We start from the raw sequence: 16,538 nt of genomic DNA on the forward strand, positions 1-16,538 counted from the left end.
AATGTCATGTTTTGTCGAATGTCTGTTCTTGTAAAATAACGTCGAGTATAATAAGACATAGATAGGTTGTTCGGATATAGTATAGGGGGTTTCTGTAGTGACAACGCCATACCAAAGCCAATACTTTGCCTACGAGCTAACTCGACAACACTCTTCACGCTCAATCGGTCGGCTAAGTCAGTCATTAATTAATGCAACAGTTGATTTAAACCCACACCAAGTGGAGGCAGCGCTATTTGCGTTTCGCGCTCCACTTGAGAGAGGAGCGATTTTAGCCGATGAAGTAGGATTAGGAAAAACGATTGAAGCAGGGCTCATTATTAGCCAATTGTGGGCGGAACGGAAGCGCAACATTCTTATTATCGTACCACCACCGTTACGAAAGCAATGGAATCAAGAACTTTGGGAGAAATTTTATATCCCGTCGATCATTTTGGAAAGCAAAAACTTTAATGAAATGGTGCGTTCAGGTCATCGCAACCCTTTCTTACAGCAAGATCAAATTGTGATTACTTCGTATCAATATGCCAGAAATAAAGCGGATATGTTACAAAAAGTAAATTGGGATTTAATTGTTTTCGACGAAGCACATCGCATGCGAAATGTGTATAAAAAATCAAATAAAATTGGACGTACGTTACGAGCAGCAACAGCTGGCTATCCAAAAATTTTGCTCACGGCCACCCCATTGCAAAACTCATTAATGGAGTTATATGGGCTGATTAGCTTTATTGATCCGCATATTTTCGGGGATGAAACGACATTCCGGCGCCAGTTTGCGCGCGGGGCGAAAGAAATGTCGGATGTGGATTTTCTTGATTTGAAACGACGCATTCAACCTGTTTGCCACCGGACGTTGCGGCGGCAAGTGACGGAGTATGTCAACTACACGCAACGCATCCCGATTACGCAAGAGTTTATGCCGACAAACAATGAATGGGAATTGTACGAAAAAGTATCCGCGTATTTGCAGCGGGAACAACTTTTTGCGTTGCCGACAAGCCAGCGGGCATTAATGACGTTAGTTGTCCGCAAATTGCTCGCTTCTTCTTCGTTTGCGATTTCTGACACACTGCATTCTCTCATCAAACGATTGGATCAATTATTGATCGAGCTAGAGCGGGGTAAGCTTGAGACGGCGGCAGGATGTTTTGACGTTTACGAAGATGTTGATGAATTTAATGAAACAATGGAAGAGTGGGAAGAAGAGGAACAGCCAATACATAACGGGTTGTCACTTTCTGAAATGAAGCAGCTGATTTTACAAGAAAAAAAAGAACTAGAACAATATTATGAGCTCGCGAAATCGATTCGGGAAAATTCAAAAGCAGAAGCGTTGTTAACCGCCCTCGAAAAAGGATTTGAGAAATTAAAAATGATAGGCGCGAATGAAAAAGCAGTTATTTTTACCGAATCACGCCGAACGCAAGCGTATTTGCGCGAATTTCTTGAACGCAATGGGTATACTAGGAAAATCGTGTTATTTAATGGCCAAAACGAAGATGAACAAGCAAAACAAATTTATGCAGAGTGGCTAGAAAAACATCAACACGACGACAAAATAACCGGCTCGAAAACAGCAGATATGCGTGCGGCTCTTGTCGAATATTTCAAAGAACAAGCGTCGATTATGATTGCGACAGAGTCGGCATCAGAAGGAATTAACCTGCAATTTTGCAGTTTAGTCGTAAACTACGATTTACCTTGGAACCCACAACGCATTGAACAGCGGATCGGTCGCTGCCACCGTTACGGTCAAACGCATGATGTTGTCGTGATTAACTTTTTAAACCACAAAAATGAAGCGGATAAAAAAGTGTATGAAATTCTTTCGGAAAAGTTCCGGCTGTTTGAGGGAGTTTTTGGCTCTTCGGATGAGGTGCTAGGCGCGCTTGAATCAGGCGTCGATTTTGAAAAGCGGATTCAACAAATTTATCAAACATGCCGCACAGCAGAGGAAATTGAGCAAGCGTTTAAAAATTTACAAGCAGAATTAGACGAGCAAATTCAACTGAAAATGAAAGAAACCCGTATGCACTTGTTAGAGAATTTCGACGATGAAGTGCGGGAGAAGCTACGAGATCATTACCATCAAACAAGCTTGCATCTTAACCGCATGGAGCGCTATCTTTGGAGTTTGTCTAAGTATGAAGGCGCAAAAGAAGCGATATTTGACGATGAAACGTTAAGCTTTACGAAAGACGATGAAACGTACCAAATGATATCGCAAGCGAAAAAACAAGAACGTTCAAACGTCCATCATTATCGTTTTTCTCATCCGCTTGCGCAAAAATGGATCGAACAGGCAAAAAGCCGCCAGCTTATCCCAAAAGAAATTACTTTCCGCTATTCGGATTATGAGGGAAAAGTGACGATTTTAGAGCGATTGATTGGAAAAGAAGGATGGCTATCATTAGACTTGCTTCATGTTCAGTCGTTAGAAAACGAGCAGCATTTGATTTTTTCAGCGATTGACCTAGATGGGGAGCAACTCGATCAAGAAATTTGTGAAAAAATGTTCGAATTACCTGCTGTGGAAGGAGAAGAAATCGAACTTTCCGAATCGATCGGTAATACGCTTCGGCGCATGAGTGAAGCGCAACAAGCGACCATTTTAAATGATATTATGGAACGGACATCTGTCTATCTCGACGCGGAATTAGAAAAATTAGAAAAATGGTCACAAGACTTGAAAAATAAGCTTGAAAAAGATATAGATGAAATGACGGTGGAAATTGAGCATTTGAAGCGGGAAGCGAAATTAACCCGCAATCTTGCTGAAAAACTAGAAATGAACAAACAAATTAAAGAGTTGGAAAAGAAACGAAACGACATGCGCCGAAGCCTTTACGACCAGCAAGATGAAATTGATGAACAAAAAGATCGGCTATTTGAAGAAATCGAGAAAAAGCTTGAACAACGCACCGCAACCGAACATCTTTTTACAATCAAATGGAGAATCGTATAACAACAGGAGGGAGTACATTGGCACAAAAACTAGAGTTAACGTGGATTGGCAAAGGCGAACAGCCAAAGCTCGAACCGCGCATTCTTCTTGAAGATCCGGAGCTTTCTTATCACGCGAAAGAACGGGTAACAGAAAATGATATTTTCGATAATCGGTTGATTTTCGGAGACAATTTGCTCGCATTGAAAGCGTTGGAGCAGGAATTTACTGGGAAGATTAAGTGTATTTACATTGATCCGCCGTATAATACAGGAAGTGCATTTGAGTATTATGATGATAGTCTAGAGCATAGCGCGTGGTTGAATTTAATGAAACCTAGATTAGAAATTTTGAAAAAGCTGTTATCTGAAGACGGTTTTATATTTATACAGATTGATGATTATGAAGCAGATTATTTAAAAGTGCTTTGTGATGAAATTTTCGGAAGAGCAAATTTTAGAAATCGGTTTTATGTTTCGAGGACTATAAAAACAAATAATAGTCAAAATGAATATTTAAAATCTTATAATAATGCAGTGGAACAGATTTTATGTTATGCAAAAAGTGAAAAGAGCCGATTAAATAAGATTTACAAAGCCTCTGATGACAAAAAACACTTGGAAGGTCAGTGGAAAACTTTTTATCAACGTGATGACAGAAAAACTATGCAATATGAAATACTTGGAGAAACACTTGATAGCGGCCACTGGATATGGAGTAAGGAAAAAGCATATGAGGCTGTAGAAAATTATAAGAAATATGAAGAATATTGTAAAAAAAACGGTTTTATTGATTTAAAGGATTACTGGGAAATGAGAGGGAAAAAAGAGTCGTTTATTAAAAAAGTAGAAGGAAGTCAAGCAAAGGATAAAGGAATTAGATATTGGATTCCACCTAAAGGTGGGATAATGATCAATAATAACTGGACAGATTTATTAACGTATGAGAATAATGGATTTTTTCCAACGGCTAAATCAGAAAAAACAATAAAAAGGATACTTGAGATTGCAACCCAACCTAGCGACTGGGTTCTCGATTCGTTTGCCGGCTCTGGTACAACTGGCGCGGTGGCGCATAAAATGGGGCGGCGTTGGATTATGATTGAACTTGGGGAGCATTGCCATACGCATATTATTCCACGGATGAAGCGAGTCATTGACGGAACGGACCAAGGCGGGATTAGCAAAGCGGTCAATTGGCAAGGCGGCGGCGGTTTTCGCTATTACAAATTAGCGCCGAGTTTGTTGAAGAAAGATAAATTTGGCAACTGGATTATTAATCCGGAATACAATGCCGAAATGCTCGCGGAAGCGATGTGCAAGCATGAAGGATTTACGTACAATCCAGACCCGCACGTATTTTGGAAGCAAGGTCAATCGACCGAAAATGATTTTATTTTCACAACTACGCAGCTCGTCACCCACCAGATGGTCGCTGGCATCGTGGAACAAATGAAAGAAAACGAAACGCTGTTGATTTGCTGTAAGGCATATAACGTAAATGTAGATGAATTCCCGCAAATTACGATTAAAAAATTGCCGCAAGCGATTTTAAATAAATGCGAATTTGGTCGTGACGACTACAGCTTAAATGTCAACAATTTACCGATGAAAGAAAGAGAACCAGAACAATTGGAGCTATTTTAGGGGGAAGAGGTCATGAATCGTATCGTTAACGCTATTTCATCCCGTCTTAGCCTGCGGAAACCACAGAAAGAGTCGTTAGAAATTCTTGCCGAAGTGATTGAACACTTCGGCTTAAATAAACAAAACGATCCCCAATCATTACAAAAGAAGTTAGCGGATGTTAACGCGAACTTTCCAAGTGTAACAGATTTTGAACGTGAATTCCCTTCGCTCTGTTTTGCATTGGCAACAGGTGTTGGAAAAACACGGTTAATGGGGGCGTTTATTGCTTATTTACATATGGCGAAAGGAATTCGCAACTTCTTTGTGTTAGCACCGAACTTAACGATTTATGAAAAATTAATTCAAGATTTTACGCCAAACACAGCAAAATATGTATTTAAAGGGCTTTCCGAATTTGCGAATAAACAACCGAACATTATTACTGGTGACGACTATTGGCAACATGCGCTCTTTTTAGACGATCCAACAGCAGTGAATATTAATATATTCAATATTTCCAAGATTAACAATGAAGTAAAAGGCGGAAAATCGCCGCGTATTAAACGGTTAAGTGAATATTTAGGACAAAGCTATTACGATTACTTAAAATCGCTTCCTGACCTTGTGCTACTAATGGACGAGTCGCACCGTTATCGCGCAACGGCAGGGGTAAAAGCGATTAACGAATTAAATCCCATTCTTGGTTTGGAATTAACCGCGACCCCGCAAGTCGAGAGCGGAAGCAAAACGATTCCGTTTAAAAACGTGATTTACAGCTATCCTCTTTATAAAGCAATGGAAGATGGGTATGTAAAAGAACCTGCCGTTGCCACGAGGGAAAACTTCAATCCAGAGAAATTAAATCAGGATCAGTTAGAGCGTTTAAAACTTGAAGACGGCGTTCGTGTTCATGAGGAAACAAAACTAGAATTAGAACTATATGCTCGTGAAAACAACAAAAAATTAGTGAAGCCGTTTATTCTTGTTGTGGCTCAAGATACGAAACACGCAGAAGATCTCATGAATATGATTGAAAGCGACGACTTTTTTGAAGGGCGTTATAAAGGGAAAGTGATTACCGTCCATTCCAATCAGCGCGGCGAAGAAAAAGATGAAACAATTAAAGAACTGTTAGCGCTTGAAGATCCTCATTCACAAGTAGAAATAGTGATCCATGTAAATATGTTAAAAGAAGGATGGGACGTCACCAATTTATATACAATTATCCCCCTTCGTGCGGCAAACTCAAAGACGCTAGTCGAACAATCGATCGGCCGCGGTCTTCGTCTTCCGTATGGTAAACGTACGGGTGTGCCGGCGGTTGACCGTTTAACGATTATTGCTCATGATAAATTCCAAGAAATTATTGATGAAGCGAATAATCCTACTTCGATTATTCGCCGTGGCGTTGTCATTGGCCGTGACGTGGCACAGACAGAGAAGAAAATGGTTGTCGTTGAATCAAAGGTAGAAGCTACGCTTATTGAACAACTTGTTGGCGAAAATAAACCTGTCACTCCTGAGCAAGAGAAGAAATTTGAACTAGAGAGAAGTATTGCAGAAACTGTGTTGAAAACGATTGCTAATAAGCAAACGTTGTATAGTTCCAAACAATTAAAAGACCCGTCAGTTCAACAACAGATTATTCACGAAGTCAATGAACTTTACACATCGTCCCAGTTGTCCTTATTTGAAGAAGAGCCGCAAAAAATAGTGGAAAACATGGTGGCAAAGGCGGTTGAACTAATTCCAGATTTGACGATTGAAATTCCAAGGGTGATTTTACAACCGACTGGTGACATTTCATGGGGTTATCACGATTTTGACTTAGATTGCAGTGTGATTCCGAAATTGCAGCCAGTTGCCGAAAATATTTTAATTGAGCATTTGCGTACTCATCAACGAGAATTATTGCAAATCAAAAAAGATGTTCAAGAGACAGAAGAGCACTTAGAAAATTATATTGTGTTTCATCTCATGGACTATCCGAACATTTCGTATGATGACCATGCGGAATTGCTGTACAAGCTATCAGGACAGCTAATTGCGTATCTTCACAGTTATTTAAAAGAAGAAGACGTGAAAAATGTTGTCGTTTACAACGCAAAACGATTGGCTCAGCTCATTTACGCACAAATGAGAGATCATTATTACCAAGACGAAACGAATTACGAAGCGATTGTTCGCGTAGGGTTCGATACGTTAAAAAGTAGCACGATAACTGTTGATATTGATGAAGAAGTGCGCGATTTCCGCCAACCTGTCATGAATAAATCCTCGATTCGTGGCATGTGCTTTGGCGGCTTTACAAAATGCTTATATCGAACGCAAAAATTCGAATCCGATGCCGAACGAAAATTCGCTGTCATTTGTGAAAGCGATCCATCCGTTTTAAAATGGCTGAAACCAACGCAAAACCATATCAAAATTTACTACAACCAGACAAAAGCATATATTCCAGACTTCATTGTGGAAACAAATGAAAAAATGTATATATGTGAAATCAAAGCGACAAATAAAATCGAAGACGATAAAGAAGTCAAAGCAAAAGCGAAAGCAGCAATCACATGGTGCCAACACGCTTCCAACCATGCTCGCGAAAACAACGGGAAAGAATGGATATACTTGCTAATCCCGCATGATGATGTTGATTCGAACAAAACGATTAAGGGGTTGGAGGCGGTGTATAGAAAAAATAATGGATTTTAAAGAACTACAAATAAGCAGGTCCAATCGGATTTGTTCAGCTTGTCGACTTTTTACGGCAAGTTGTAATATTTTATTTGTTGAAAATCTTATTTGTATATTGTAAGATATCTACAAATTATATATGTATATTTCAAATTCCCTAAAGCCTCATCCTTTCCATAATATTCAAAAATTAATGTACATCCTAAAACGGAAAGGAAGAGAGGCAATGAACGAATTGATTATTTTGCTTATACTCATAATTTCAGAATGTAGTTTATTTGTTTGTAATACAAGCATTGGATATTGGATTGCTTGCTTTAAGATCTTTTTTAAGCATTTCAAGAAGTGTGTGTATTTTGTATTGAGGAAGAATCGTAAGTAAAAATATACTCTCGAGATGGGGGAGGAAAGGATGAGCGGGGGAATTTTTTCTCCCGAGAAAAGGATATAAATAAATTATAATAAAGAAGCTGACGATGAATTCCTCCCCAAAAGTTTTCACAAATTGGATTTTACAACTAAAAATGTTCTTAAGCGAATTGATACAAGTTTTGAATAAGGTGATAATCATTTAATTTTAGTACAGAAGCTTTTTGGCTTCTGTTTTTTGTTTTTATCTCATATTTCGCAACTTGGTAGGGCAGAAGGAAAGGATTTTTTATTCAGTTTTTTAGAATAACTTTCGAACCAACACCAAAAGCGATGGTATCCTTTTTTTACCATCGCTGGTCGTTCTTTATCCCGTTAGACGTAAATGCTCTCGTCCATCCCTAATCCTTGCAAAATCCTTCGCTGCTCGTATGTGAGCGGTTGACCTAACGCGCGTTGGATTCGTCCATCCGGCAGTTCCAACAGGACGACCCTAACATACCAAAACAATTGAAAAATCGCTTGTCCGGTCGGTCGGGTCAGTTTCCGACCTCCCGCGCCCTTTAATGGGTGTTCCGGGGTGATGAACTGACGCACTCGGCGCTGGAAGACACGGTAAATCGCCAAGGCCAACAGAAACAAATAGCCCAATACCGCGACTCGTTCCGGTTTTTTCACGTAAATCTCATCCGTAAAGAACGGGTCTTTCAAGAAAGAAAAGTTCATTTCCACCGAGATTTGACCTTTATACAACTTCAAGATCTCTTTCGCGTTCATCGGTTGACCTTTCCATTCCTCCGGAACGGTCGTGACAAGGACAAACCGGGACGCTTTCCGTCTCTCCTGTTCCCACGCATCTTGGTCGAATTCCACGTTCAAGCGAAGGGCGTACACCGTCTCCATGTCTGGTTCCGCCCCTTTTTTCGGACGTCCGCGCCGTTTTTTCGGGCGCACGATCGCTTCGACCGACGCCTCGACGCGATGGAACCGGAGACGAAGGGACGCCTTTAGAGACGCTAGGGATTGTTCGGCGTCTTCCCGACACGAAAACAGACGGCTTTCCCACTGGGGTTGTTTCTGCCGAAGAAACTCCGCTTCTTGGTTTCGCTCTTTTTCGAGCGTCTTTCCTTTTCGTTGGTCGAGCGCGCTGGATTCGACGACGATCAACCGGACCGAATGACCTTCGTACGTCGATGTCGTTTCCCACACCCGGTAGGTGGCTCCGTTTTTCTCTGCGAAGGAGAACGGATCGCTCCACGGCGTGTCTTGGGCATCGGCTTTAGCCAGCGCGGTTTTGACGATCCGGAGCGAAGAAGGACCTCTTGTGATCAAAAAGGCGTTGGCGGCCTTCGTTTGCGCCAGCGTGTCTTTCGTCATGGCCGCAGAATCGGCTACGTAAATCCATTCGTCTTCGATTTTGGCCTGCTTCAGCTGTTTCTGCACACGGGACAACACCTCGGGATTCCACGTCTTATCCGGCAGGTTGCCGTCGTGTACATCGCCATAAAACGGGATGCCATCCTCGTTGCCAATCAGCCCAAATCCGATCTGCTTTTGCCAACGATGATGCCGGTTGTAGCCATGCGTAATCTGCAAGGCATCCGGTGAGGCCGATTCATACGTACCGTAAACCGATACATCGGTCGTATCGGCATGGAACACCCGAAGAGGGATTCCCTCTTTCTTGTAAATCTGCACCAAACAAGCCGAAAGAACCGCGTGGATATTGGCGTCGTACAGCCGATCCAGATGGCGCGCGATGGCATCGTCGTTGAACCAAGAAGGGGAAAGCCCTGGTCGGATCAGCTTAGGCAAATCGATGTCATGCGCCCATCGTTCCACATGAACGAGTGCTTGCCGACCGCTCAAGATATCCAAGGTGAGCAGCCAGACCACATCGCTGGCTCGGGTTTGGCATTGCGGATCCACCGGAACCAGACGGTCGATTAACGAAGGGAGACCAAGGTTCTTGAAAATAGTGCTTATTATATTCAAATAGGAACTTTCATAAATGGCACGGATTTGAACGCTCATGATGTAGAAACTCCTTTGCCTCTCTTGTGTTTCAAGGATTCATTCGACAGGAAGATAAAAAAATCCTCCCGATGTTTGTCGAGAGGGTGCGAAATGTGAGTTTTATGACAAAAATCGACAGTATTTTTCGCGAAAATTCTATATTATTTTAATTGTTCTACGAACGGATCATTCCGTTCTTTATTATATAAGTTCAGGTTGAAAAAATGATATAAGTGAGTAAATCAATATTTTATAGAGGGAGCATTCCTGTTAGAAAGGTTTTGGGGGACTTGAAAGAAAAAAGCCCTCTTGGTATGATGCAGGGGTGTCAACAAGCACCTAACATCAGACCAAGGAGGACTCTACAATGAATTGTACACAAAATCGCAAAATTGAACAAGTCACTGATCAAACATTAGTGATTGGAATGGATATTGCCAAGCAAAAGCATTTTGCAGCGATGGTGGACGCGCGGGGAAGGGAGCTGAAGAAGCGGTTTCCGGTGTTCCAGTCAAGAGCCGGATTCGAGCAGTTCTATGCGTTGATTCAAGAGGCGATGAGGGAATTTGGCAAAACGGAAGTGATCGTCGGAATCGAACCGACCGGACATTACTGGTTGAACCTCGCCTATTTCCTCGAGGAAAAAGGGATCCCATTGGTCATGGTCAACCCGATGCACGTCAAACGGTCGAAAGAACTGGACGACAACTTGCCAACGAAGCATGATGCCAAAGACGCCCTAGTCATCGCAAGACTGGTCAAAGACGGACGCTTTAGCTATCCCCCCGCATTCTCCACGAGGTGGAAGCGGAATTGCGGGCAGGAAGCACGTTTCGAGAGTCATTAATCAAGGAACGGAATGCCGTCCACAATCAAATGATTCGCTGGCTGGATCGGTACTTCCCTGAGTTTGTGCAGGTGTTTCCGTCGTTCGGAAAAATCGCGTTGGCGGTCTTAGAAAACACGCCATTTCCGATGGACATCGCCGATCAGACGGTCGAAGGGCTCATGGAGCGATACCGTCAAAGCGAAGGACTCCAATGTCCGCAAAAACCGAAAATTCAAAAGCTGGTAGAGGTCTCTCGCCATTCGATTGGCATCACACAAGGACAACAGATGGCCCGTATCGAAATCGCCACGTTGGTCCGCCGATATCGCCAATTGGAACAAGAGATCGCAGCGTTGACGGAAGAGTTAACTGCCTTTGCACAAACAACGGTGGAGTACGAATGGCTTCAAACGATTCCAGGGCTAGGAGATGCGACGATTGTGGAATTGTTGTCGGAAATCGGGAGTTTTCATCAGTACCAAGATCCGCGGCAGCTGATCAAATTAGCGGGCTTGACGTTGAAAGAAAACTCCTCAGGGCAACACAAGGGGCAAAAACGAATCTCGAAGCGAGGACGAAAACGGCTACTCGCCCTCCTCTTTCGGGTGATGATGCCACTCATTCGCCATAATGAGGCGTTCCGGAAGTTGCACGAGTACTATACGACACGCCCCGTTAACCCTTTGCGTAAGAAGCAATCGATCGTCGTGTTATGTGGCAAGCTATTGAAGATTCTATACGCGGTTGGTGTGAAACAGCAAGCATTTGATGGGGAACGAATGATGCAAGATATCTTTTCCCAATCCCAAGCGCAGGCAGCCTAGAGTCGCCTCCTTTCGCAAAAAGAACTGTCTGAACAACCAGATGACACGGAGAAGCTGGCACGATTTCATCCATTCGACCTAGAGTCCCTTAAGGAGCTTAGCCGGCCTCTGCCTGGTGAAGAGACCGAACGAAGGAATGTTGGCACAAGGATGCCCAGAGACATGGGAGGGTTCGTCCTCATCAGTTGTGCAGAGATCCAAGGTGCATCGCATACACATCCCCCCACTGGAGTGAAAAATACAAAAATACCCAGTGGCCGCGAAGCGCACCCATGGACTGTTAGATATCAACAAAAATTCAAAAGTATGTGATGAGTTTTGTCGAAAAATATTTTTTTGGCACCCCTAAGATGCCAAGAAACCTTGATATATCAACATTTCTAGAGGGAGTAGATGAAAATGGATGAACAGTTAAGAGTTTTTTTGGAAGATTTAATTACACTTATTCAAGAAAAGTACAATGAAACATTAACGGTGCCTGCTGATGAATCTGCTGAAGACAAATTTTTCAGATTGGGTTCAAATTTCGCATACTTTGATATACTTGATTTGATTGATTCTCAATTGATAGCACATGGGCTAGATTCTAATTCCCTAGGGAAAATATCCCCAACATTGGGTGAGAAGATTTAAGATGCTCGTTGGCGTGGTACCTGTCACGCCCCGAGGATTGTCGAGATTTGTAGAAACAGAGAGTCATAGCGTGGCTCTCTGTTTTTGCATGTGTGCTCCACATGATGGCAAGGTGCCGCACCACGCAGAATGACGAACGTTGCAAGAGTAGCAGGTAAAGCGAAATCTATTCCCCTGCCAATTTCCCAAAAACGAGATAACAAAAATTCATTTTTATCGCATCCAAGAGCCAATTTCCCTGACTTTTTTGCTTTTTATCGCAAAAAAAGAACGCTAGAAAATCCATTTTCCCCATTTGCATTTCCCTTATTCCTCTATTTTAATCAAGTTGTACTCTCCTACATTCCACGAAAGGATGATCCTCATGCAATACCTCGATTTGGAAATGGACTTTATGTTCAAGCAGATGTTTGGCCATCCGAGCCGAAAGTCGATTACGATGGCGTTTTTAAACGCGCTTTTGCATCGGACAGGCGATGACCGAATCGTCGATGTGCAGTTTGAAAATACTGAGCTAACGAAAGAAACAGAAGACGGAAAAACAGGGCGGTTAGATGTCATTGTCCGTACGAATCTTGGGGAACGCATTCATGTCGAGATTCAAATCATCCCCCAATATAGTATGCCCGAACGGCTGTTGTACTACTGGGCGCGTCTGTTTTCGTCCTCGCTTTCAAAAGGAGAACCGTATTCCGCCCTTCCCCCGACCATTATGATCGCGATCCTCAACTATCCGTTCTTTCCGCATGAAACGGACCGCTTTCACACCGTATTTCACATCCGTGAAGATGAAGAACAGTTTCTCTGGAGCAATCATCTTGAATTTCATGTGCTTGATTTGTCACAATTTATGGTAAAATGGAAGAAATACCGCCGGGATGTGAAGCAATCACCCGAATGGCCGTGGCTGACGATGTTGTCCGCTGTGGATGGGCGGACAAAAAAGGTTGATGAAGAAATGGTTCGCGAATTGGAGGGAGTCGCGATGACAGAACAAGAAATTTTAGAGGCGTTAGAAGAATGGCAAAGTTTGAGCGTCGACCCGGAAAACCGCTACGCATACGAAATGCGGTTGAAATGGCTGCTTGATCAATTATCGAACATTCGCGGAAGTCGGGAAGAAGGGTTGAAAGAAGGATTGGAAAAAGGATTACAACAAGGACTGCAGCAAGAAAAACGCCAGATCGCGAAAAAGATGCTGGAGAAAGGGTACGACGTACAGACGATCCATGAACTGACGGAGTTGTCTTTGGAAGAGATTGAGAAGCTGAAGTGATATCGTGCTTGTCAAAATCCAAAGAAACTCGTGGATTTTGCACGCTTGTTCCCCCTTTTTTAAACATGAACATGACCTTATATAACCAAGGGAGCCATCCGGCTCTCTTTAATCATGTATGCGTGTGTGTCAGTAAGAAGGAAAAACCGACTCTTATTTAGCAAAAAATGCTCAAACTTTCCTGTTGGTTTCTACAATATTCTACAGTATTCTCCATTTTCTTTCAGTACAATTGAATCGGGGAATGTGCTCAATTTTAGGGGAGGGGATTGGAGTGACGACGATTTGCAAAGCGGATTATTATTATGGTGCGCTGCTCTCTGCACTAGTGAATGGGGGATTGGCACCAGCGTTGTTTGAAAAAGAAAACGACAGTCGGCAAATATATACAGTCACGACAAATAAAACGAGTTACATCATCTACACGAAGTATCATACTACCCCATCAGGCTCCAAAGATTTTACTTGGTCTTTTTCATTCAGTGATAATGAAATTGAGGAAATTATCAATATTCACCAAGAAAATCAAGAAAAGACGCTAATTTTTGCTTTTATTTGCGGCCAGAAGCAATTAAGCGACTACAATCAAATCATTGCCATTGTCTACTGGAACGAATTTGTTGCATGTGTCGATATAGACAAAAAGCAATTCCGTGGGACACCACGGCTATCGGTGAGAGCGGTCAAAGGCTCTCCGCGTTTACGCATTTACGGAAGCAAGCGTGCTGATATACTCGATGGCAAAGACAATACGATAAAAATCGAAAGGAATCGGTTGAGAGAGTTGTAATAAGTGTAGACGAGCTCAAATATGGGGAATAAGAGATATCCTGATTTATGGTAGCTGTTGAAATGGTGCGGCAAAACAGTGAAAAGCTTTGAAGGAGCTATCAAATGAAAGAATTAAAAGCAAAGTTACTATCAGTGGTTAGATTAACAGGAACCGTCATTTCTGAAGATCAAATACAAATATTGGACAGAGGAGTTCCACATAAGCCAGCAGGTTTGCCACGTGGGAAAATGGGGATTTACTCCTTTGTTTATAAGGATGAATTTTTAAAAATTGGAAAGGTTGGTCCGAATAGTGATGCAAGGTTTAGAAGCCAGCACTATGTTCCAACAAGTTCCCAAAGCAATTTAGCAAAATCCATTTTGAATGACCCGGATTTTAAATGTTTTAACTTAACTGAAGATATTGTCGGAGATTGGATTAAACAGAATATAAGAAGAATCGACTTTATGATAGATGCATCGTTGGGGATTTTTGTATTAAATCTAATCGAGGCATTCTTGCATTTAAAATTTAAACCGAAATACGAGGGATATAAAAGCCAAAGGTAGCTTATTAGCGTGCCTGTCACGCCCCGAGGATTGTCGAGATTTGTAGAAACAGAGAGTCATAGCGTGGCTCTCTGTTTTGCATGTATGCTCCTCAAACCCTATTCCCTTGCCACCAATTATAAACGCAATAACAAAAATTCATTTTTCCCCTCATTAAAAGCCGATTTCCCTGACTTTTTTGCTTTTTATCGCAAAAAAGAACGCTAGAAAATCCATTTTCCCCCATTTGCATTTCCCGTATTCCTCTGCTTTAATCAAGTTGTACTCTCCTAAATTCCTCGAAAAGATGATCCTCATGCAATACCTCGATTTGGAAATGGACTTTATGTTCAAGCAGATGTTTGGCCATCCGAGCCGAAAGTCGATTACGATGGCGTTTTTAAACGCGCTGTTGCATCGAACAGGGGACGACCGCATCGTCGATGTGCAATTTGAAAACACCGAGTTGACGAAAGAGACGGAAGAAGGAAAAACGGGTCGGTTAGACGTGCTCGTGCGCACCGATCGCGGCGAACGCATTCATGTAGAAATTCAAATTATCCCGCAATACGGCATGCCTGAACGGCTGTTGTACTACTGGGCGCGGCTGTTTTCGTCCTCACTGTCGAAAGGAGAACCGTACGCTACGCTTCCACCGACAATTATGATCGCGATCCTCAACTATCCGCTTTTTCCACACGAAACGGACCGCTTTCACACCGTATTTCACATCCGAGAAGACGAGGAACAGTTTCTTTGGAGCCCGCACCTTGAATTCCATGCGCTCGATCTGTCGCAATTTATGGTAAAATGGAAGAAATACCGCCGTGATGTGAAACGGTCACCGGAATGGCCGTGGTTGATGATGTTATCGGCTGTCGATAGCCGAACGAAGAAAATCGATGAACAAATGTTGCACGAATTGGAGGGAATCGCGATGACCGAACAAGAAATTTTAGAAGCATTGGAAGAGTGGCAAAGTTTAAGCGTCGACCCAGAAAACCGCTACGCATACGAAATGCGGCTCAAATGGCTGCTTGACCAGCTGTCCAACATCCGCGGCGAACGGCAAGCGGGATTGGAACAAGGTCGAGAAGAAGGCATGAAGCAAAAAGAGCGGGAAATGATTAGGAAAATGATCGAAAAAGGAATGAGCATTGCCGAGATTGCCAATATACTTGATTTGACGGAGGAAGAAATGAGAGAACGATTGAAAGATTCGTGAGTGGATTTTGGAAGTTCGCCATTTTTTAGTGAAAATTCATTCGCAAAAGAGCTCTTTTATCAGGTTCGCTTCGCTTTTTATAGTTATAGCGAAAAAAAACGTTGGAAAATTCAATTTTCCGTGTTTGCTTCTTTCGCTCTTTTCTATTTTAATAAAAACGCACGAAACAATACTTGATGTCGTGAGGTGATTCGATGGCCGCTGACCACGACCGCTTGTTTAAAGAGCTGATCCAAACATTTTTTGAAGAGTTTATCCTTTCCCCGCCATGCACGAGCATATCGACTTTCAGCACGTGTCGTTTTTGTCGGAGGAGCTGTTCACCGATGTGACGGCGGGGGAGAAGTATCGCGTCGATTTGTTAGTCGAAACGAAGTTGAAAGGGGAAGATGGCCTGATTATCGTCCATATTGAAAATCAAAGTTACGTGCAGCCATCGTTTCCAGAGCGGATGTTTGTTTACTTTAGCCGCTTGTTTGAAAAACACCGGAAGCGCATGTTACCGATTGCGGTATTTAGCTACGACTACCTTCGCAATGAACCTTCATCGTTTACACTCCAATTTCCGTTTCTCGATGTGCTTCAATTCCGATTTCTTACGGTTGAATTGCGCAAACAAAACTGGCGTGATTATATTCGCCATGACAACTCAATCGCTGCTGCGTTGTTGAGCAAAATGGGTTATACTGAAAGTGAACGAATCGAATGGAAAAAAGGAATGGCGGCAAAAGAGATTGCGGGTCTTACTGATCTTGCGGAAGAAGAAGTTCGTAATTTGCT

Annotated in this window: 9 protein-coding genes and 2 pseudogenes; 10 read left to right on the top strand and 1 reads right to left on the bottom strand. The window is 42.5% G+C overall.

Annotated features, from left to right (window positions below; translation table 11 throughout):
* The first annotated feature begins 97 nt into the window (after positions 1-97).
* Genes GFC30_RS09585 through GFC30_RS09595 form a run of 3 tightly spaced genes read left to right on the top strand, consistent with a single transcriptional unit; the run spans position 98 to position 7,284 of the window.
* Entirely contained in the window at positions 98-2,968 is a 2,871-nt protein-coding gene (locus tag GFC30_RS09585; protein WP_066324787.1) for an SNF2-related protein, read from the top strand.
* On the top strand, positions 2,953-4,593 hold the full coding sequence (locus tag GFC30_RS09590; protein WP_066324790.1) for a site-specific DNA-methyltransferase: 1,641 nt from the start codon (positions 2,953-2,955) through the stop codon (positions 4,591-4,593). The genes GFC30_RS09585 and GFC30_RS09590 overlap by 16 nt, the downstream gene beginning before the upstream one ends.
* 12 nt (positions 4,594-4,605) lie before the next feature.
* Complete coding sequence (locus tag GFC30_RS09595; protein WP_066324793.1) at positions 4,606-7,284, top strand: DEAD/DEAH box helicase; 2,679 nt, start codon at positions 4,606-4,608, stop codon at positions 7,282-7,284.
* 726 nt (positions 7,285-8,010) lie between these two features.
* Here GFC30_RS09595 and GFC30_RS09600 read toward each other — a convergent pair.
* Positions 8,011-9,669, bottom strand: a complete 1,659-nt coding sequence (locus GFC30_RS09600; RefSeq protein WP_066324796.1) for an IS1634 family transposase — start codon at positions 9,667-9,669, stop codon at positions 8,011-8,013.
* Positions 9,670-10,018: 349 nt separating this feature from the next.
* On the opposite strand from GFC30_RS09600, the pseudogene GFC30_RS09605 reads away from it, so the two are divergent.
* From GFC30_RS09605 to GFC30_RS09635, 7 genes and pseudogenes are all read left to right on the top strand, one after another.
* A pseudogene (locus GFC30_RS09605) lies at positions 10,019-11,304 on the top strand (IS110 family RNA-guided transposase).
* A 399-nt stretch (positions 11,305-11,703) separates the two neighbouring features.
* Positions 11,704-11,937 (top strand): hypothetical protein, encoded by a 234-nt coding sequence (locus tag GFC30_RS09610; RefSeq protein WP_066324798.1) that lies wholly within the window; start codon positions 11,704-11,706, stop codon positions 11,935-11,937.
* Positions 11,938-12,301: 364 nt separating this feature from the next.
* The gene (locus tag GFC30_RS09615) at positions 12,302-13,213 is read left to right on the top strand and encodes an Rpn family recombination-promoting nuclease/putative transposase (RefSeq protein ID WP_066324800.1); all 912 of its coding nucleotides are present in this window, start codon (positions 12,302-12,304) and stop codon (positions 13,211-13,213) included.
* 274 nt (positions 13,214-13,487) lie between these two features.
* Complete coding sequence (locus GFC30_RS09620) at positions 13,488-14,003, top strand: hypothetical protein (protein WP_066324801.1); 516 nt, start codon at positions 13,488-13,490, stop codon at positions 14,001-14,003.
* Positions 14,004-14,107: 104 nt separating this feature from the next.
* Entirely contained in the window at positions 14,108-14,554 is a 447-nt protein-coding gene (locus tag GFC30_RS09625; protein ID WP_066324803.1) for a hypothetical protein, read from the top strand.
* Positions 14,555-14,849: 295 nt separating this feature from the next.
* On the top strand, positions 14,850-15,758 hold the full coding sequence (locus GFC30_RS09630) for an Rpn family recombination-promoting nuclease/putative transposase (RefSeq protein ID WP_066324806.1): 909 nt from the start codon (positions 14,850-14,852) through the stop codon (positions 15,756-15,758).
* A gap of 194 nt (positions 15,759-15,952) precedes the next feature.
* A pseudogene (locus GFC30_RS09635) lies at positions 15,953-16,473 on the top strand (Rpn family recombination-promoting nuclease/putative transposase); the annotation flags it as partial.
* Positions 16,474-16,538 lie beyond the last annotated feature (65 nt).

This window comes from Anoxybacillus amylolyticus (assembly GCF_001634285.1).
In the GTDB taxonomy this organism is placed as follows: Bacteria; Bacillota; Bacilli; order Bacillales; family Anoxybacillaceae; genus Anoxybacteroides; species Anoxybacteroides amylolyticum.